13 protein-coding genes are annotated in these 19,047 nt (G+C 65.5%); 6 read left to right on the top strand and 7 right to left on the bottom strand.

Translation table 11 applies throughout. From position 1 onward, the window contains the following. Positions 1-4: 4 nt before the first annotated feature. Complete coding sequence (locus BKA07_RS00450) at positions 5-2,452, top strand: thioredoxin domain-containing protein (protein ID WP_167949145.1); 2,448 nt, start codon at positions 5-7, stop codon at positions 2,450-2,452. Between the two features lie 44 nt (positions 2,453-2,496). Here BKA07_RS00450 and BKA07_RS00445 read toward each other — a convergent pair whose 3' ends face one another. The 3 genes from BKA07_RS00445 to BKA07_RS00435 form a co-directional block, all read right to left on the bottom strand. Then, positions 2,497-4,365, bottom strand: a complete 1,869-nt coding sequence (locus BKA07_RS00445; protein WP_167949144.1) for an ABC-ATPase domain-containing protein — start codon at positions 4,363-4,365, stop codon at positions 2,497-2,499. Between the two features lie 107 nt (positions 4,366-4,472). After that, positions 4,473-5,267, bottom strand: a complete 795-nt coding sequence (locus tag BKA07_RS00440; RefSeq protein WP_167949143.1) for an amidohydrolase family protein — start codon at positions 5,265-5,267, stop codon at positions 4,473-4,475. A 261-nt stretch (positions 5,268-5,528) separates the two neighbouring features. After that, on the bottom strand, positions 5,529-6,968 hold the full coding sequence (locus tag BKA07_RS00435; RefSeq protein WP_167949142.1) for a M18 family aminopeptidase: 1,440 nt from the start codon (positions 6,966-6,968) through the stop codon (positions 5,529-5,531). Between the two features lie 167 nt (positions 6,969-7,135). Between BKA07_RS00435 and BKA07_RS00430 the strand changes: the two genes are divergently transcribed. Further along, on the top strand, positions 7,136-8,647 hold the full coding sequence (locus BKA07_RS00430) for a DUF1684 domain-containing protein (protein WP_342448946.1): 1,512 nt from the start codon (positions 7,136-7,138) through the stop codon (positions 8,645-8,647). A 186-nt stretch (positions 8,648-8,833) separates the two neighbouring features. Here the strand turns inward: BKA07_RS00430 and BKA07_RS00425 are convergent, their stop codons facing one another. Beyond that, on the bottom strand, positions 8,834-10,780 hold the full coding sequence (locus tag BKA07_RS00425; protein WP_167949140.1) for a M13 family metallopeptidase: 1,947 nt from the start codon (positions 10,778-10,780) through the stop codon (positions 8,834-8,836). Between the two features lie 126 nt (positions 10,781-10,906). On the opposite strand from BKA07_RS00425, the gene BKA07_RS00420 reads away from it, so the two are divergent. Together BKA07_RS00420 and BKA07_RS00415 are read left to right on the top strand one after the other, a co-directional pair. Beyond that, on the top strand, positions 10,907-11,422 hold the full coding sequence (locus BKA07_RS00420) for a low molecular weight protein-tyrosine-phosphatase (protein ID WP_167949139.1): 516 nt from the start codon (positions 10,907-10,909) through the stop codon (positions 11,420-11,422). A 33-nt stretch (positions 11,423-11,455) separates the two neighbouring features. After that, on the top strand, positions 11,456-12,106 hold the full coding sequence (locus tag BKA07_RS00415) for a copper resistance CopC family protein (RefSeq protein WP_167949138.1): 651 nt from the start codon (positions 11,456-11,458) through the stop codon (positions 12,104-12,106). Positions 12,107-12,406: 300 nt separating this feature from the next. Here BKA07_RS00415 and BKA07_RS00410 read toward each other — a convergent pair whose 3' ends face one another. Together BKA07_RS00410 and BKA07_RS00405 are read right to left on the bottom strand one after the other, a co-directional pair. Further along, entirely contained in the window at positions 12,407-13,798 is a 1,392-nt protein-coding gene (locus BKA07_RS00410) for an MFS transporter (RefSeq protein ID WP_167949137.1), read from the bottom strand. After that, positions 13,791-14,216: a MarR family winged helix-turn-helix transcriptional regulator gene (locus BKA07_RS00405; protein WP_167949136.1), complete on the bottom strand. Its 426-nt coding sequence runs from the start codon at positions 14,214-14,216 to the stop codon at positions 13,791-13,793. Before BKA07_RS00405 ends, BKA07_RS00410 begins: the two co-directional genes overlap by 8 nt. A gap of 251 nt (positions 14,217-14,467) precedes the next feature. Between BKA07_RS00405 and BKA07_RS00400 the strand changes: the two genes are divergently transcribed. Continuing rightward, positions 14,468-15,451 (top strand): LLM class flavin-dependent oxidoreductase, encoded by a 984-nt coding sequence (locus tag BKA07_RS00400; RefSeq protein WP_167949135.1) that lies wholly within the window; start codon positions 14,468-14,470, stop codon positions 15,449-15,451. Between the two features lie 694 nt (positions 15,452-16,145). Here BKA07_RS00400 and BKA07_RS00395 read toward each other — a convergent pair. Continuing rightward, positions 16,146-17,084, bottom strand: coding sequence for a LysR family transcriptional regulator (locus BKA07_RS00395; protein ID WP_167949134.1), 939 nt, complete (start codon positions 17,082-17,084; stop codon positions 16,146-16,148). A gap of 77 nt (positions 17,085-17,161) precedes the next feature. Between BKA07_RS00395 and BKA07_RS00390 the strand changes: the two genes are divergently transcribed. Beyond that, entirely contained in the window at positions 17,162-18,937 is a 1,776-nt protein-coding gene (locus BKA07_RS00390; RefSeq protein WP_167949133.1) for an FAD-dependent oxidoreductase, read from the top strand. Positions 18,938-19,047 lie beyond the last annotated feature (110 nt).

Raw genomic sequence — 19,047 nt, 5'->3', positions numbered from 1 at the left:
GAGCATGGCCAATGAACTCGCGTCCTCCACCAGCCCGTACCTCCGCGCCCACGCCGGAAACCCCGTCGACTGGCGGATGTGGACGAAGGACAACCTCGCCGAGGCGTCCCGTCGTGACGTGCCCCTGCTCATCTCGATCGGCTATTCCACGTGCCACTGGTGCCACGTCATGGCCCACGAGTCCTTCGAGGACGAAGCCATCGCCCGCGTCATCAACGAGCACTACCTGCCGATCAAGATCGACAGGGAAGAGCTGCCCGATATTGACTCCTACTACATGAACGCCCTCCAGGCGATGCGTGGCCAGGGCGGTTGGCCGATGACGATCTTCGCCACACCCGAAGGCAGCCCCTTCTACGCCGGCACCTACTTCCCGCCTGCGCCGCGGGGGAATCTGCCCGCGTTCACGCAGGTGCTCTCGGCCGTGTCCCAGACATGGACGGATCGCCGCGCCGAGGTGACCGAGATGACCCAGCGCATGGACCGTGGGCTCGCCGACATGGCCGACGCGGTCTCCGAGGCTCTGCCCGCCGAGGCCGCCTCGGAACTGCTGAGCGCCGAGGAACTGGATTCGGCCGCCGAATCCCTGCTCGACTCCTACGATCCGGCCTGGGGCGGATTCGGCACGGCACCGAAGTTCCCGCCGCTGATGAACCTCATGCAGCTCTTGGCCGCATTCGTACGCTTGGGCGGAACCACCTCGGCGAGGGACGACGACGAACGCGGGCAGGTACGGGAAGCTTTGGCTGCGGGCGCAGTGGACAGGTTGGGTGCCGACGGTCATCTGGAGGGCGCGCTCGTCCTCGACTGCCTCATCGCGGTCCGCAGCACCTTCGCGCGGATCGCCAGCGGCGGGATGCGCGATCAGGTGCACGGTGGCATCGCCCGCTACAGCGTCGACCGGCAATGGTTCGTGCCCCACTTCGAGAAGATGCTCTACGACAATGCGCTCTACCTGCGCGCCGCCGTCCAGTGGGCGAAGGTCGAACGCGCCCTCGACCCGGCATCGAAGTGGCTGGCGTTGGCCGAACGGGAGGTCACCGATACGGCGAATTTCCTCAACGCGGACATGTCCGACGGCGACCGCTTCATCGCCGCGCTCGACGCCGATTCACTCAATTCCGATGGTGTGCTCGAGGAGGGTGCCGCGTACGTGGTGACGCCGGAGGAATTCGCCGAGGCGGGGGAGGAGGGGTTGCTCCAGCTCGTCGATTCGCCCGCCGCCGCAGAACTGTCCGGATCCGTCGTCGCCGCGATCCGTATCATCGACTGGCTGGGCATGGACGAGGTGCCCTTCGACGAGGAGCATCCGGCACCGTGGACCACCTCGGCGACGGCCGCGCAGCGCAACAGACTCAAGGAGCTGCTGGACAGACGTCCCCGGCCCGCACGGGATGAGAAAACGATCACCGAGTGGAACTCGCTGGCGATCACGGCACTGGCCGAAGCGGCGTTGTACTCGGGTGCTGCCGCTGGAGCCTGTGCTGATGCCGACGCCGGTGCTGCCGACGGTGCCGGTGCTGCCCGCGATTCCTCAGCCGCTGATGAATCGGCTGCTTGGGCCAGCGAGGCAGCGCATCTGTGGGAGGCGATGCTCGCACGCTTCGGCGAGGCCGGTGCAGGCGTCGACCGCGACTCGGACGTGAGCGCCGGCAGTTCCGGCTCGAGTACCGCCCCGGGTCTCGACGTCCGGCGCAGCTTCACCGGTGACATACCAGGACCGGGCCAAGCCGGACTCGCCGATTGGGCTCAGTTCATCACCGCGGGCATCACCGTCCGCCAGCTGCCGGACGCGTCGGTGCAGGTGAGCGACCTGGTCTCGTTGAGCGCGCGCATGTTCGGAAACTTCACCGCCGAGGGCGAGACGCTCGAGGTCTTCGACTCCCTGGGCGACGAGATCCTGGGGGTGAGAGCCTCCGATCCGGTGGACAACACGGTGCCGTCCGGCAGATCTGCCGCAGCAGAGGTGGCACTCCTGCTCGCGGAGATCGGCGTGGAGAGCAGCGCTGAGGCTGGTTCGGCTGTCACGGCCCGGGTCGACGACATCCCGGCCGACGACACCCCGGCCGACGGCTTGGGCACGGGGGCATCTGACGGCCTGGGCGTCGGCACAGTCGGAGGGCTGAGTAGTGGTCGGCTGATGGAGCTGAGAGACAGACTACTCGGCATCTACCGGGCGCTCGCCGGTCGTGCTCCGCGAGGTTGTGGCCACGCGCTGTGGCAGTCAGAACTGGCTCTCAATCCGGTTCGCGTGGCCACCCGTGATGCTGCGCTGAGCAGTATCGCGTCCCAACATCCCACGGTCACGCTGGTCACCAGTTCAACCGGCGTACCTGCCGAAGACGGTGCGGAGGTCGAGGTGCCTGACGGTGCGGCCATCGTCTGCCGCGGAACGCAATGCTCACTGCCGGTGACCACGCGTGAGGAGCTGTCGGCTCTGCTGAACGAGTGAGCTGGCAGCGGCGTGGACTTCGCGCCGCTTGAGGGACTCACGGTTCACTCCACGAGGCGCAGCCCTCGGAAGCGGTTGAGGGCGGCCGCGATCTCCTGTGCGCGGGGTCTGGCGACATGACCAGGATGGTCGCGGTTGCCGGTCAGCCCATCCACGCCCTGCGCATCGAGCATGTCCTCGACCTCTGCCAGGGCCTCGGTGAGCGAGGTCCGATCGTCGAAGATCTCGGCCATGTACTCGAGCGCCTCGGCGATGCCCGTCGTCTGCTGGGGATCGATGAGCTGGGACACGGCGGCGAGGTCGATGAACGCCTTGCCGAACTGAACCTGGCCCAGCCCTTTGGCCTTCGCAGACTTCGTCTTCGAGCTGGGATGCAGCGCTTTCGCCGTCGGGGTCCGCGGCTGCGGAGTGGTGAACGTTTCTCCGCCCGAATCGACCGATTCGTCCGTGTCGACCGATTCGTGCTCGGTGTTGTCTGGACCGGCCGAGCCTGCGACCGTGCGCTGATCCGGGTTCGACCTCTCCAGATCGTCGGCGTCGACCCCCACCAGCTCGTGTGCCTTCGCGGTGACCTCCTGCGGCACGTAGGCGTCGAGGCCGATGACGTGGTCGGCGACCTCGAAGAACGCGCTCGAACCGCCCGCGACCAGAATCGTGGAGACACCCCGGCGGGTGAACAGCGGACGGATGCGGTCGACGAACGGTGTGATGGGTTCGCGGTCGGCCGGGATCAGCGCGCGCATGCGCTCGTCGCGGATCATGAAGTTCGTCGCCGAGGTGTCCTCGTCGATGAGCAGCGTCCGCGCCCCGACTTCCACGGCTTCGACGAGGTTGGCCGCTTGTGAGGTCGAGCCGCTCGCATTCGTCGTGGTGAAGGATCTCGTGTCAGTGCCGGATGGCAGATTGTTGATGAAGGGCGAGATGTCGTCACCGGTTACGGCGCGACCGTCCTCGGCCCGGATGGAGGTGGCACTGGGTTCTGTGATGACCCATTCCCGGCCGTCGCCTGCGATGTGCGGGTAGACGCCGCGTTCGAGAGCGCGCAGAATCGTCGACTTGCCGTGATACCCGCCGCCGACGATGACGGTGACACCGCGGGGGATCGCCATGCCCGTGAGGCTGCGCCCGCTCGAGAGGGTGACGGTGTGCTCAAGTGAACTCGGGCTGGTGAAGGCCACAGCGCTGGAGTCCATCGGCAGATCCGAATCACCTGAGCGCCGCGGCAGAATCGCACCGTTGCCGATGAACGCAAGGAGACCTTCCTCGCCGAGGTGGTTCTGCAGTTCCAGCTGATCCCGGTGGAGCTGGACATGCTCGCGCAGGCCACCGTCGGGGCCGTGGCCGGACGCCTCGCCGGAGCCGTCGCTGGAACTCTGGCCGGACGCGTCGCCGGAGCTGTCCCTGGATTCGTGGCCGGAACTGTGCCGGGCGAGATTGGAGTGGACGAACATCGCCTGTGCGAGCTCGGGCACATCGCGGGTGAGGATGTCCGCGGCCTGATGTCCCAGGATCCGCCTGCCCCGAGCCGGAAGGTTGACGAGCAGCCGTGCTTCGAACCCCTCGTCGTCGATGATGACGTTGGTGCGCTCAAGAACTTCCTGTCCCGGACGTCCGAGGATGATGGCGCGCCGATTGCTGTGGTGCAGGAACTCGTTTCCGACGCGGAATAAGAAGTCGGAGGCGGCAATCCGATCGGCCCGGTCGGTGGTGATGTCGGTGGGGAACCCCGCCTCGGCGCGGTTGATCCTGATGCGGACCTTGGACGGGGAAGCGAAGGGGTCGACCTGGACCCGGTCGACGAACACGGTGACCGGCCCGAACTCGTAGCGGCCGCGGATCTGCTTGTAATTGCCGTAGCTGCGTCCGTCGAGGTTCTGCAGGGTCGAGGCGAGCTTCGATCGTTGGGAGTTCATCCCAAAAATGCTACTCGATCGAGGTCAACAGAGACGAAGACCGGGCTTTGTGAGGAGTGAAACGGGCCAAGCGGGCGTCGTCACCGCGCTCAGGCGCATGGGCGTCGTCACCGAGAACAGGCGCGTGTGCGTCCCAGATAGAATCCGGCGGCGTTGTCCCAGAACACGGCGGTGAGCTCCTCGGGGGAGAGCGCATCGCGGATGACGTCGAAGTCGGATTCGTCGAAGGGCCGGGGAGCCCGGGTGGAGGGCAGGTCCGTTCCCACCATGAGCGCTGTCGGGTCGACGTCGACGATCGCTCGCATCGCGGCGGCCGGATCGAGTGCGACGCGTCCGAAGCCGGTCGCCTTCACCTTGACGCCGCGCTCGACGAGGCGCAGCAGATCCGGCAGGCCTTCGGCGTGCATCCCGAAGTGGTCGATGCTCACGGCAGGCAGTTCGGCGATGCGGTTGCCGAGGTCCTCGTCGATGCTGCGGGCGTCGATGTAGAGCTCCGAGTGCCACCCCGCGAGGTCATGGACTCGGCGCGCGATGTGCTCAAGGTCGTCCAAGACTGCGGATCCGCCCCGCGCGACGTTGAACCGCAGCGCTCTCACGCCGTCGCGGTCGAGTTCGAGGATGCGGTCGTCGGAGGTGTCGGCCGGAAGCTGAGTGACGCCGACGAAATCGGGTCCGAGAGTGTGCAGGGCGTCGACGAGGTAACACTGGTCGTATCCCTGGAAGGATCCCGCGACCACGGCTCCGCCCGCGACCGTGACACCACTGCTGCCCAGGTTGCCGACGCGGACCAGATAGTCATCGACCGTGAAGGGATCCGGCAGGTAGCCGTCGTTCTCGACCAGCGGATGCTTCGGATCGATGATGTGCAGGTGCGAATCGAAGACCGGGGCCGGAGAGTCCATGGTGCAAATTTACCGGTGAAGTCGACAGCCGCAACTTCGATCTCAAACGACGGTCGACCCACCTGACCGTTCACCTCGGCCGGGGCCCGCGCAGCCCCCGGGCCCGTGCAGCCGACGGGCACGCACAGCCCCGGCGTCCCCACACCCCGGGCCGGCACACCCCCAGGGCACGCACAGCCTCATGGCACACCTTGCGGAACAGTACATGGGTTGCAACCTGTGTACTGTTCCGCAAGGTGAAAAGTCCTCACCGCTGATCCCTCACCCCGCGCTCTCACCCTGCAGGAATGCCTTCGCCGCAGCCCCCAGGGCGACGACATCGTCGATGGCGACCATCTCGCGGGCCGAGTGCATCGAATACAGCGCGGGTCCCACATCGACGGTGGTCATGCCCAGACGCGTCGCGGTCAGCGGGCCGATCGTCGACCCGCACGGCATGGCATTGTTCGACACGAAGTTCTGGTACTCGACGCCGGCCGCCGCGCACGCCCTTGACCAGGCGGCCGTGCCTACAGCGTCCGTGGCATAGCGCTGCTGGGCATTGAGTTTCAGCAGCGGACCCCCGCCGAGGCGAGGGCGGACATGAGGGTCGTGGCGCTCCGGATAGTTCGGATGGGCGGCATGTCCGGCGTCGGAGGACACGCAGATCGACGAGGCGAGTGCGGCCAGATAGTCACTGCGCGTCGAGTCCGGGTCCAAGGAGGCGATGATGCGTTCGGTGACATCGGCGAGGAACGGCCCGCTGGCACCGGAGCGTGAGTTCGACCCGATCTCCTCATGGTCGAACCCGGCGAAGAGCGCAATGGCATCGAGGTCGGAGGCGTCGACGTCGACCAGGGCGCTGACACCGGCATGGACGGACAGCAGGTTGTCCAGCTTCGGCGCGGCGAAGAACTCCTCCTGGGCGCCGAACAGAGCGGGAGCCTGAACGGGGACCGTGTAGACGTCGTGTCCGACGACCTGCTCGGGATCCACCTCGGCGGATGTGGCGAGGATCTCGATGACATCGGCCTCGGCAAGGTCGGCCAGCCCGATGATCGGGGTGGTGTGGCGCTGCTTGTCCAGCGTCAGACCGTCGTTGACCTGCCGATCGAGGTGGATAGCCAGCTGCGGGATGCGCGCGATGGGCGGGGTCTGTGCGAGGACGACCGTGCCGTCGGCGAGGCTGAGCTGCCCGGCCAACGCCAGTTCCCGGTCGAGCCACGAATTGAGCAGAGGCCCGCCGTAGATCTCGACGCCGACCTGTCGGGTGCCCTCGGCGGTGAATTCCTCGCCGGGTTTGAGTTTGAAGGCCGGAGAGTCCGTGTGAGAACCGAAGACGCGAAACCCGGGAACCGGGCCGGTACCAGTATCCGCACCCGTACCAGTGCCCGCTCCCGCACTTGCGCCTGCACCCGCACTCGTGCCGACGTCTGCACCCGCACTCGCGCCTGCACCGCTACCCGCACTCGAGCGGGAATCGACACCCGCGCTCGTCGGAATTCGCCATGCGATGATCGCACCGTCGCGAACGACATAGCAGCCGCGACCAGGCTCGAGCGACCATTTCGCCTGCTCGTCGAGTCGAGAGAAACCTGCGGCGTCGAATCGTGCGGCCGCGCTGGCGGTGGCATGATGGGAGCTTGGAGAAGAACTGATGAAGTCCGACAGGTCGGCTGCGGCCTGGGCATTCGTGCGTGGTCTCACGGGCGATGTACTCATTTTCACAGCCTATCGTTTGCGGTACCTTTGGCCACATGGACAACGGTCGCCGAGTCCGCGCACGGCGCGAGATGAGGTGCCGGAGCCGCAGTGACCATCGACCGCTCGGGCTTCATCGTCCGTGATCTGAGTACCAGCAGCGAGAAGTGAAACAGGGAGTGTTCGAAGTGAACCAGTTCGTGACCGAATGGAACACATGGCGGGATTCGAGGAACTCGGCCCTGGCGACTCCCTTCGGATGGCTGAGCGTGAGCGGCCTGCACTGGCTCGACGAGACCACGACCTGGCCCGATGCCCCCGGAACCTTCACCGTCGACGGCGGTTGGGTCAGCGTCGACCTCGAGCCCGAAACCAAGGCCGGTCCCGCGGCGGCAACCTTGGACCTCATGAGCAGGACCGCCGAGGCGGGTTCCGGCACCAGTCGTCCCTCGGCCACCAGCTCGGCATCGGTTCCGAGCGACACCACGGCGATGCCGATGGTCCGTGAGATTCCCAACGCTGAGGCGCGGGTCGAAGAGAACGGATTCAGCGCGAAGCTGCCGACCGGGGGATCTCTCCAGTGGTTCACGGTCGGCAACGTGCTCTACGAACTCATCGACCGCGCCGGTCGGATCGGAATCCGGGTGCGCGACTCCAAGTCGCCGCTGCTGGGTAAATTCTTCGAAGTTCCCGTCTTCGATCCGAATCCCGACTTCGTCTTCCTCGGCAAATTCACGCCGTTCGAGACGCCTCAGGTGCACCCCATCAACACGGCGCAGGACGACCTGAAGGTGGAGACCCCGGCCGTCGGAGTCGTGTCATTCACCAGTGAGGCCGGCGAGGTGCGGCTGCTGGCTACGGGCAATCCCGCCACCGGCCTGCAGCTGGACTTCCACGATTCCACGAACGGAGTGAGCACACCCGCGTGGAGGACCCTCGACCTGGGTGTGCCGAACCAGGACGGTTCGCTGGTCGTCGACTTCAACCGTGCCGTCGACTACCCCTTCGCGTTCACCGCCTTCGCCACCTGCCCAGCACCGATCGCCGGCAACATCGTTCCGTTCGAGGTCACTGCGGGTGAGCGGACGCCGCCGTTCTACTTCTCGGAAGCGGGCATCAACGTGCCCTTCCTCTTCTACGTGTGGTGGGATGAGGAAAGCGCCAAGGTGACCCGGCCGTGGTACGCCCGCTTCGGCCTCGACATCACGCTGCTCAACCCGAACCACGACGACATCCAGCAGTCCCTGGTCGGCTACGACGGTGTCGCGATGTCCGGCGCCGACGCCACCCCGCTGACGCGCAGGGCCCGGTCACGGTTGGTCAAAGTCGCAACCGAGGCGTTGACCTCTCGGATCCCGGTCGTCGGAATCGGTGCCTATGCCGAGTTCGTCATCACGGCCCAGCGCGAACTGCGCGAATCCCAGGGATACGACGACGGCATCGAGGAGGAGTACGCGGGCTCGGACGGCAGACTGCTCATCGTCATGAACAACGAGCTCGCGCCGAAGAGCGCCGGGTTCGACGTCGTGCACACCGATGCGAGCGGGCTCCTCTACGTCGAGATGCCCTACGACATCCCCTTGGAGTCGGACTTCGACGAGATCGACGAGTTCGACGCCGCGATGCAGGAAGACGCACCGATCAACAGCTGGGAAGAATTCGACTACCGCATGGTCAGCCTCATCCGCCAACACCGCTGAGTCGCCGGCGGCACCCGCTGAGGCGCCGGCGGCTCTGAGGAGCATGCGGTGCTGCGTCGTGGCGGCAAACGCTGAGGGGCCGTCAGCACCCCGAATCTCAGCAGCCCGAAGGGCGCCGGGCAACCCGGCTAAAGGTTGCCCAGCGCCCTTCGGGTTGCCAGGATGAAGTCCGCCTGCACGCCACCTTCACCAGATGGTGACGCGCTCCTCGGGCGGCAGGTACATGCCGTCGGACTCTTTAATCCCGTAGGTGTCGTGGAAGGCGGTCATGTTCTTCACGACCTGGTTGCAGCGGAACTCCTCCGGTGCGTGCGGGTCGATGCTCAGCCGACGCACGCGCTCCTCGGTGCGCATCTTCGCCCGCCACGCCTTGGCCCAGGCTTCGAAGAACGTCGTGGCCTCGTCCGAGGAGGGCACCCGGCCCAGCTCCAGCTCGAGGGCCTTCCAGCCGATGGTCAGTCCGCCCAGGTCGCCGATGTTCTCGCCCACGGTCAGCGCACCGTTGACGTGCTGCGATGAGTCCAGCCCATCGGGAACCAGCGCCTCGTATTGGGCGATCAGCGCATTGGTGCGCTCCTCGAAACGCTCCCGGTCCTCGGCCGTCCACCAGTCCACGAGGTTGCCGTCGCCGTCATAGCGCGAGCCTTGGTCGTCGAAGCCGTGACCGATCTCGTGGCCGATGACCGCCCCGATGGCTCCGAAGTTCGCCGCCACGTCACCGGAGGCGTCGAAGAACGGCGGCTGCAGGATCGCTGCCGGGAAGACGATCTCGTTCATCACCGGGTGGAAGTAGGCATTGACCGTCTGCGGCGTCATCAGCCACTCTGTGCGATCGATCTCCTTGCCGATGCGCTTGATCTGGCGCACATGCTCGGCGCGGGCGCAGCGGCGGACATTGCCCACCAGGTCGGAGGAGTCGATCGCGGCCGGGTATTCGCGCCACACCTCGGGGTAGCCGACCTTCGGCGTGAACTTCGAGAGCTTGACCAGCGCCTTCTGCTTCGTCTCCTCGCTCATCCAATCGAGTTCGTTGATCGATTTGTCGTAGGCCCGGATGAGCATCTCGACGAGGTGGTCGATCGCCTCCTTGGCCGCCGGTGGGAATTCCTGCGCGACGTAGAGTTTGCCCACAGCCTCGCCGAGGAGGCCCTGGACCAGTCCGACACCGCGCTTCCAGCGTTCCCGCAGAGCAGGGGTGCCCGAGAGGGTGCGGGCATTGAAGTCGAAGTTCTCCTCGACGAATTCGTCGCTCAGCAGCGAGGCGGTGGCGGAGAGGACGGCGAAGCGCAGCCAGATCTTGATCGTGTCGATATCGGTGCGCTCCCACACTTCGGCCATGCCGGTGACGAAGGAGGGCTGGCTGATGATCAGGTAGGGCAGCTCACCGTCGACGTCGGCGGCCAGCGTTGAGAGCCAGGAGTCGAAGTCGAAGCCCGGCCCCAGCTCGCGCAGCTGATCGAGCGTGACCTTGTTGTAGGTCTTCTCCGCATCGCGGCAGGCCACCCGGTCCCAGTGGTGGCGGGCCAGGGAGGTTTCGAACGCCATCACCTTGGCGGCCACCTCGGCGTCGGAGATGTCGCTCTTGGCACCGAGTCCGGCGAGGGCGGACATCTTCTTCACATGGTCGACGAACTTCACGCGCACCTCGGCGTGGTCGTCGTTGAAGTAGTAGTCCTCGTCGGGCAGGGAGATGCCGCCCTGCTCGAGGTAGAGGGCGTAGATGTCGGAGTCCTTCGCGTCGGCGGTGACGCCGCCGTCGAGGAGTCCGCCGATGCCTTCGACCTCGAGTCGACCGAGCAGGTTCGCCAGCTCCGATTTGTCTTCGGCGGCGTCGATGGCGGCGAACGAGGCATTGAGAGGGCTCACGCCGAGCGAATTGATCTGGTCGAGGTCCATGAACGAGGAGTACAGGTCGGCGACCTTCTGGCCTTCGCTGCCCGGTTCCTGCGGGGAGTCGGAGACCGCGGCGATGATGTCGCGGACCTTGGCCTCTGCGGTGTCGAAGAGTTCGCGCATCGCACCGTCGCCGGCGCGGTCGTCGGGAATGATGAATGAGTCGATCCACTCGCCGTTGACGTGGCGGAACAGATCGTCCTGAGGGCGCGCCGAAGCGCTCGATGCAACAGATGTCATGGTGCAACAGTATCGTGATCGGTAGGCAGAATGGGCGGGTGGAACCGGTGCGGATGCGTCGGACCCCGCAGGATTTTCACGCAGCGTTCTTCACACAGTGGGACGCGGTTCGATCAGGAGGAATGCATGAGGGTGGCATCCGTGGTGTTCGTGTGCACGGGCAATATCTGTCGTTCGGTCACGGCCGAACGCGTGCTCCGGCATCACCTGGAGATCGACGGCGCCGAGGCGGTCGTGGACTCGGCCGGCATCAGCGACGAGGAGGCCGGCAATCCCATCGATCCCCAGCAGGCGCGGGTGCTGCGGGCAGCCGGATACCGCACCGACGATCATGTGGCCCGACAGATCACCCCCGAGTGGCTGGCCGATCGTGACGTGGCGATCGCGATGACCGGCAGGCATCACCGTGTTCTGCAGAACCTCATCGGAGACCTCCCCGCCGAGGTGCGTCCGCAGCTGCGTATGCTGCGCGACTTCGATCCGCGGGTGGCTCGGGAGGAAAGGTCCGACGAGCTGGCACCGGACGTCCCCGACCCGTGGGCGGGGGAATTGAAGAATTTCGAAGAAACTCTTGAGACAATAGAAGTGTCCGTGCCGGGAATCACAGACTATCTGCACTCTCTGGCCGAGCCGACTGGGTGATACTGAAGGTAATTGTTGAAGGAGAATACTGACATGACTCGAACACAGTGGTCCGCTCTCAAGCTGGGCTTCGCTGCCCTGCTGGTGGCTGCATTGAGTGTCTTTGCTTTTGCCCCGGCCAGCGCTCACGACCAGCTCGTGTCCTCGAACCCGGAGGACGGATCGACGGTCGACCAGCAGCCGGAATGGATCGAGATGACCTTCTCCGGTGAGGTTCAGGAGGTCGGTTCCGAGGTCAAGGTCGTCATCGATGGCGAGAACGTCTCCGCCGGTGAGCTTGCCGTCGACGGCAAGAAGCTGACCGTTGCCCTGCCGGACAACCTCAAGCCCGGCGACTACAAGGTCACCTGGCGCGTAGTGTCGCAGGACGGTCACCCGATCTCCGGTGACTTCGACTTCACCATCGCCGACTCCGAGGGTGCCGGCGGTTCGGTCGAGGAGTCCTCACAGGCCGGACTCGGCGGCGGGGTCGTCGACGAACCCGGCAAGGACACCGAGGAGCGCGGAGAGATCGGCGAATCGACCGGCAGCGATTCCGGCATGTCGACGCCGATGATCGTTCTGCTGTCCGTCGGCGGCGTGGCCATCATCGTCATCGTCGTCCTCCTCATGCGGCGCAAGGCCCAGGGTCTGCCCGGCACCACCAAGGGCGATGACTCGGGTGACGGTCCGAAGGACGAGTAAGTCGCCATGATCGGCTGAGGCTGTGTCTGCCGTCCGCGACTTCAGGGTCGACTGGGGTGCAGCGGCGAGAGCTTTGCGGGGCCCCGGGAGCGAATCCTTCCGGGGCTCCGCTCTTGCCATCCACGCACATCTCTATTGGCAGTGTGAGCCTCAACCGGGGTGTGTGACTCACTGTGGAGTGGGTCGACGGCGCTCCGTGCGGGTCGACGGTGCTCCGGGGAGTGGGTCGATGGCGCTCGGGGGGAGTGGGTCGACGGCGCTCCGGGGAGTGGGTCGACGGCGATCGGGCGTGCGTCGATGTCAGCCGGCTTCGTGTGTTCCGCGGGCCCGGTCGATGAGCAGTCCGACGAGCACTGCAGCGCATCCGATCGCTGAAATCGCCAGTGCCAGGAAGATGCCGCTCGCCGTCGGATGGCCGTCCGATCCCAGGTGTGCGGCGAGCACCGCGCCGGAGATGGCGCTGCCGAATGAGCCGCCGACGGTTCGCAGAACCTGGTTGAAGCTGACCGCGCTGCCCAGTTCATCGGTGGCGACGGTGAGCGCGATGAGCGCGGGCATCGCCGCATAGGTCGTGCCGACTCCCATTCCGATGAGGAACATGCCGAGCAGAATCTCCCAGAGCTCTCTGTGCGCGAACAGCAGAAGCAGCGACGCCGCAGTGACCAGAGACGCACCCAAAGGCAGCAGCGCAGTCATCTGAATCCGCTTCGCCAGGCGACGCACGATGCGGTTGGCGGTGAAGCTGCCGACCGAGAACGGGAGCATCACGAACCCGGCCCAGAACACCGGCAGGGCGATGCCGTAACCGGTCTCGTCCGGCGCCTGTGCGATGATGCTGCCGATCGACAACACCATATACATGACCGTACCGAGGGTGATGGCCGTCAGGTTCGCGACGAGTGCATCCGGGCTGCGGAGGACTCGAAGATTGATCAGCGGATGTCGCACCTTCAGCTCCAGCAGGGCCCAGACCGTGAGTAGGACGATGGCCAGCGCGAAACAGCTCAGCGTCGGCAGAGCGGCCCACCCCCAGATCTCTCCCTCACTGACGGCCAGCAGCAGTGCCGCAAGTCCGAAAGCGAGCACTGTCGCCCCCGGCACGTCGAATCGGACCCGAGGTGCCCGATCGTCCGGGCCTGACGGAACGGCGAGTGTGACCACGATCATGGCCGAGACGATGAATGCGGCGGCGAACCAGAATGCGAACTGGTAGTCGAGTGTTCCCGCGATGAGTCCCGTCAGTGGGTATCCGATGCCCATCCCAGTCGCCACCGTCACCGAGAGGCTGGCGATCCCCTGCGTGCTTCTCTCCACTGGCATGTAGCGGCGCGCAAGTGCGATCGTCATGGGCACGATGCCGTAGCTGAGTCCCTGCAGCGCACGACCGATCAGGAACACGGCGAAGGTGTCGGCGAGGGCAGCGATGATCGAGCCCACCAGAATGGTGGTGAGGGCGCCGACGAGGAGTCTCTTCTTGTGCGGGCCGTCGCTCAGCCGCCCCATCACCGGGGTGACGATCGCACCGACGAGCAGGTTGATCGTGAGCATCCACTGCGCCGTGCTGATCGTGACGTGGAATTCCGAGGAGATCGTGGGTACGAGCAGCATCCCCAGCGAGCTGACGATCGCCGTCGACAGCGCCGCATAGACGAGCGCCGGGAGCAGGCGACTGCCCTGTGCCCGTTCACTCATCCACAGTCTCCTGCATGAGCTTGCGCAGCACGGGCACTGCCGAAGACAGCACTTCCCGCTCGGAGTCATCGAGCCGTTGGGCCAGAGCATCGGCGAGCCACTGCGTGCCGGCCGCGTGTTCGCGTTCGAGTGAGGTGCGGCCCTCCTCGGTGATCTGGACGAGCACTTTGCGGCGGTCGGTCTCGTCCCGAGCTCTGGCGACGAATGAGAGCTCTTCGAGTTCGCGCAGTGCCACGGCGACTGCCTGCGGTGTGATGCGCTCCGACGCTGCCAACTCGGACGCCGTGGCCGGGCCCTGCTCGTTCAGGCGGTTGAGGATGCCGGACTTCCCGAGTGAGACGGTCCGCTCCCGGTTGAAACGGCGGACGAGTGGGCGTAGTGCGCTGCGAAATTCTGCAGCAAGATCGGGGTCGGGCATCTTTACACCATACAAGTAAGTTGATCAATCTATTTGTCCACTGTGACACAGTGGGCAATACCCGGGGCGCGCACAGGCTGGTTTTCCTGCGGCTTGGCGCACACAGGCTGGGTCGTCCTGCGGTTGGACGCGCACACAGGCGGCTCGGCAGCGATCATCTCGGGAATAGAACAGTGCGCCAGTGCTGTTGCCGATGACAACTGACGTTTTAGCTCACTCACCCGCACCCTCGACCGAAGGTCCTCATCACTTTGTCTGTTCCGCTGAATATTCTCGATCTCGTTCCTATCCGCGAAGGGTCCACCGCTCGTGAGGCCATCGATGCGTCGATGAGCGTGGCACGTGTTGCTGATGGGGCAGGCTACAGCCGTCTGTGGTTCGCTGAGCACCACAACACCATGGGGTTGGCCGCAAGCGCCACATCGCTGCTCATCTCGCAGGCTGCATCGGTCTCCGAGAAGATTCGCGTGGGCTCAGGCGGAGTGATGTTGCCCAACCACGCTCCGCTCATGGTCGCCGAGCAGTACGGAACACTGGCCAACATCCACGACAACCGCATCGACCTCGGGTTGGGCCGTGCGCCCGGCACCGATGGCATGACGGCGCAGGCGCTGAGTCGGTCCTCGGCCGAGCCGCAGTCGTTCGCGCAGAACATCTACGACATGCAGGGCTGGTTCAGCGACGAGGGCCAGGCCCACACCTCTCCGATCCAGTCCGCGGTCTCGGCCGGCACGGATGTGCCCATCTGGGTGCTGGGGTCGACGACGAACGGTGCCGCGATCGCGGGTCAGCTCGGGCTGCCGTTCTCACTGGCCTCGCACTTCGCTCCCGATCAGATCGACGCGGCGATCCGCGTCTACCGCGATTCGTTCACCACCGAGGCGCCCACCGCACAGATCGACAAGCCCTACGTCATGGCCGGCATCAACGTGATAGTGGCCGAGACGGACGAAGAGGCCCAGCGCGAGTTCACCTCGGTCAAGCAGATGTTCGCCGACATCGGCCGTGGTCGCCGCCGTCGGCTGCAGCCGCCCATCGATCCAGGAGAGGTAGAGGGCGGTGGTGAGAACCCGATGCTCCAGATCAGCGCCGTCGGCTCGCCCGAGACGGCCACCCGCCAGATGTCGGAGTTCGTCGAGCGCACCGGTGCCGACGAGCTCATCACCATCACCTACGCCTACGACCCCGCAGTGGCGGAGCGCTCCTTGAAGCTGCTCGCCGACGCCTGGTTCTGAGCAACAGTCGCCGTTCCTCCTGCCGACCGCGCATACGTAGGCAGGAGAGGGTACGAAAGTGGCTACGTCCGCCGAAGCGAACATAGCCATCCAATCTCAATCCGTATGGTGCCTAGCTGAGTCGGAGGTCTGAGCTCACCTACGCAGCTTCGGAGTGGACAATACCCACAAGTTCGTTGTGGAGCGAAGAAGACGGCATCTCGAAAACTCGTGAAAAGCAAAGAAGGTCCAATAGCTCATCACGGAAAAGTTTGCGGATGGCAATGCAGCGGGCTCCAGCGCGCACCCCTGGTCATGTGATTGCGAACCTCACGTTTGGCTTCTGGGTGGCGTTGACGCGCCCAGAGCGGGAAGCCACGATTTGGACGCCGATTCTCAGCAACGTTCTTCCCGGAAGGACCAGAGGTCATTTGCATGATGCGATGGACAAGCTCAATAGGTCTCGCAATCGCCTCGTTCACTGGGAGCCAGTGTTCAGTACCACGACCGGGCTCGGAACGAGACTCAGTCAGTTCGATCAGATCTTCCGCGAAATAGATTCCGACGTGGCCGACTGGGTTGGTCGACAGTCGGTCGTACCCAGCCTCCTGAGCAGTCCACCGCTGGAAGTGATTTCAGTCGACACCTCGACCTACCTTTGTTCTTGAGTGGCGGCTGCCAGTTCAGCCCTATTGCGTGCCGTCAGCCGCACGAGTCACCCCACCAAGCGCACATGCGCCGCAAGTCCGGTATCGTCGGCGGTAAGTGCCCGTGCTGTGTTGAGGATCGTCGCTTCCATCGCCGAGGCGGCCCTGGTCGGCCGGACGTCCGCGCGGGTGGCGAGGCTGACCGTCCGATTCAGGCTCGGCTCCACCAGCTGTGCCGAGGTCAGGCGGGGACGGTCGACGAGGACCATCGCCGGGACGACCGCGATGCCCAGCCCGCGTTCGACGAAGCGCAGGACCGCATCCATCTCCGCACCCTCGACGACGATGTTCGGTGCCAGTGCTGCAGCATCGAAGGCCGCCGAGGTGGCTTCGCGCAGATCGTATCCGTGATGGAACAGCACCTGGGGGAGTGCGGCAACTTCTGCCAAAGTGACCGTGTCACCTGACAGAAGGCCTCCGTCCGCTGCGGCGATGACAACGAGGTCCTCGCTCAGCACCGGCTGCATCCGCAGCCTCGGCATCTGCGTGCCCGGAGTCAGCGTTCGGGTGATCAGCGCAAGGTCGACTTCACCGGCACCCAGGGATTCGATGAGTTCCCTCGACCCCTTCTCCACGAGCTCGAGCTCGACCCCGGGATGTTCCTGGTGGAACCCGCTGATCGCCTCGGCGACCAAGCTGACGCACAGCGTCGGGGTCGCACCCAGGCGGATCCGACCCTTGCGCAGTCCTGCGAGCTCATCCATGTCACGGCGGACCGCCTCGGCGTCGGCGAGCATCCGTCGCGCACTCGGCAGCAGCGTCTCGCCCGCAGCGGTGAGACTGATGTGTCCATGGGCGCGATGGAACAACTCGGATCCGAGCTCTCTCTCCAGCGTCGAGATCTGGCGGCTCAATGACGGTTGTGCCAGGTGAAGCGTGGCGGCGGCTTTCGTGAAATGCCCGGTGGCGGCGACCTCGACGAAGCTCGCGAGCTGTTCCAAATTCATGTCCATAGCGTATAGCTATCAACTCAAGCGAAACAATACATTGGACGCATGCCGGCGGCGAGCCTAGCGTGGAAGACATGAACACCACACAGGGGCCGAACTCCACAGAGGGAAATGCCCGCACCAAAGAACACACGATCTCCACCTCGGTGCTGGTCATCGGCACCGGCGGATCCGGCCTGCGCGCCGCGATCGAGGTCGCCGAATCCGGCACCGACGTCCTCGCCGTCGGCAAGCGACCCAAGGACGACGCCCACACCTCGCTGGCCGCCGGCGGCATCAACGCGGCCCTGGCCACGATGGACCCCGACGACACCTGGCAGCAGCACGCGGCCGACACGATCAAGGAATCCTATGACCTCGCCAACCCCCGAACCGTCGAAATCGTCACCCAGGGAGCAGCCCAAGGCATCGCCGACCTGGAGCGATATGGAATGGACTTCGCGAAGGAGGACGACGGTCGGATCTCACAGCGCTTCTTCGGCGCCCACACCTGGCGTCGCACCGCTTTCGCCGGCGATTACACGGGACTTGAAATTCAGCGCACCCTCATTCATCGTGCTGAGGCCCTGAACGTCCCCATCCTCGACCGCGTCTACATCACCAGACTCCTCGTCGCCGACGGCCGCATCTTCGGCGCCTTCGGCTTCGACGTCATCGACGGCACGACCTACCGTATCCACGCCGATGCCGTCATCCTCGCCGCCGGTGGCCACAACCGGATCTGGCGCCGCACCTCATCCCGCCGCGACGAGAACACCGGCGACTCCTTCCGCCTGGCCGTCGAAGCCGGAGCCCGCCTGCGCGACGCCGAGCTCGTCCAATTCCACCCCTCGGGCATCATCGAACCCGAAAACGCCGCGGGCACCCTGGTCTCGGAGGCCGCCCGCGGTGAGGGCGGCATCCTGCGCAACGGTCTGGGGGAGAGGTTCATGGAACGCTACGACCCCGACCGCATGGAGCTGTCCACCCGCGACCGCGTAGCCCTGGCCGCCTACACCGAGATCGCCGAAGGACGTGGCACCGAGAACGGCGGCGTCTGGCTCGATGTGTCCCACCTGCCGCGCGAGACCATCATGAACCGGCTTCCACGAGTGTTCCAGACGATGATGGAGACGCAGATGCTCGACATCACAGTCAGCCCGATCGAGATCGCCCCGACCGCGCACTATTCGATGGGCGGGGTGTGGGTCGACCCGGTCGATCACAGCACCGATGTCGAGGGCCTGTGGGCCATCGGCGAGGCCTCGTCCGGCCTCCACGGGGCCAACCGCCTCGGCGGCAATTCCCTCATCGAACTCCTCGTCTTCGGGCGCATCGTCGGCAGGTCCGCCGTTGCGCACTCCTCTGACCTGAGTGCACAGGTGCGGTCACAGTCCGCCATCGCCGAGGCGCGGACTGAGATCGATGATCTGCTCGCATCCGAGGGCACGGAGAACGTTCGAGCCCTGCAGCGTGAGATCCGCAATCTCATGACCGCCCATGCTGGAGTCGTCCGCGACGAGACGGGACTGATGGCCGGACTCGAGAAGTTGGCCGGCATCGAGGCACGGATGGGGCAGGTGGGCATCCACCCTGACATCGCCGGATTCTCCGACCTCTCCCACGCCTTCGACCTCAAATCCTCGGCGCTCGCGGCCAGGGCAACCCTCGAAAGCGCGCTCGAACGCAGGGAGACCCGCGGCTGCCATAACCGCAGCGACTACCCCGAGCAGGATGAGAGCCTGCAGGTCAACCTCGTCTGGGCACCTTCGACGGGTGTGGTCCGCGAAGACATTCCGCGAGCCGACCCCGAGATCGCCGAGCTCATGCGCACCGAGGAGATCAGCCAGGTCGGGAAGCTCGTCGAGTGAAGCGGGCTGCAGCCCGCGGTGAGGTTCGGTGGTGTGGCCGGCGGCGCGGTGCGGTGGTGCGGCCGGCGGTCCGATTCGCAGTCGCTCGCAGCGCAACTACCCGGAGTGCT

The organism is Brevibacterium marinum (genome assembly GCF_011927955.1).
Lineage (GTDB): Bacteria > Actinomycetota > Actinomycetes > Actinomycetales > Brevibacteriaceae > Brevibacterium > Brevibacterium marinum.
Note: the sequence above shows the minus strand (reverse complement) of the source record. Positions and strands in the feature narration are given on the sequence as shown.

Excerpts from the sequence above, each read along its gene's own strand:
- BKA07_RS00420 (WP_167949139.1), top strand. The coding sequence starts at position 10,907 with ATGAGGGTGGCATCCGTGGTGTTCGTGTGCACGGGCAATATCTGTCGT.
- BKA07_RS00405 (WP_167949136.1), bottom strand. The coding sequence starts at position 14,216 with ATGCCCGACCCCGATCTTGCTGCAGAATTTCGCAGCGCACTACGCCCA.
- BKA07_RS00390 (WP_167949133.1), top strand. The coding sequence starts at position 17,162 with ATGAACACCACACAGGGGCCGAACTCCACAGAGGGAAATGCCCGCACC.
- BKA07_RS00410 (WP_167949137.1), bottom strand. The coding sequence starts at position 13,798 with ATGAGTGAACGGGCACAGGGCAGTCGCCTGCTCCCGGCGCTCGTCTAT.
- BKA07_RS00425 (WP_167949140.1), bottom strand. The coding sequence starts at position 10,780 with ATGACATCTGTTGCATCGAGCGCTTCGGCGCGCCCTCAGGACGATCTG.
- BKA07_RS00395 (WP_167949134.1), bottom strand. The coding sequence starts at position 17,084 with ATGAATTTGGAACAGCTCGCGAGCTTCGTCGAGGTCGCCGCCACCGGG.
- BKA07_RS00440 (WP_167949143.1), bottom strand. The coding sequence starts at position 5,267 with ATGGACTCTCCGGCCCCGGTCTTCGATTCGCACCTGCACATCATCGAT.
- BKA07_RS00450 (WP_167949145.1), top strand. The coding sequence starts at position 5 with ATGGCCAATGAACTCGCGTCCTCCACCAGCCCGTACCTCCGCGCCCAC.
- BKA07_RS00445 (WP_167949144.1), bottom strand. The coding sequence starts at position 4,365 with ATGAACTCCCAACGATCGAAGCTCGCCTCGACCCTGCAGAACCTCGAC.
- BKA07_RS00415 (WP_167949138.1), top strand. The coding sequence starts at position 11,456 with ATGACTCGAACACAGTGGTCCGCTCTCAAGCTGGGCTTCGCTGCCCTG.
- BKA07_RS00435 (WP_167949142.1), bottom strand. The coding sequence starts at position 6,968 with ATGAGTACATCGCCCGTGAGACCACGCACGAATGCCCAGGCCGCAGCC.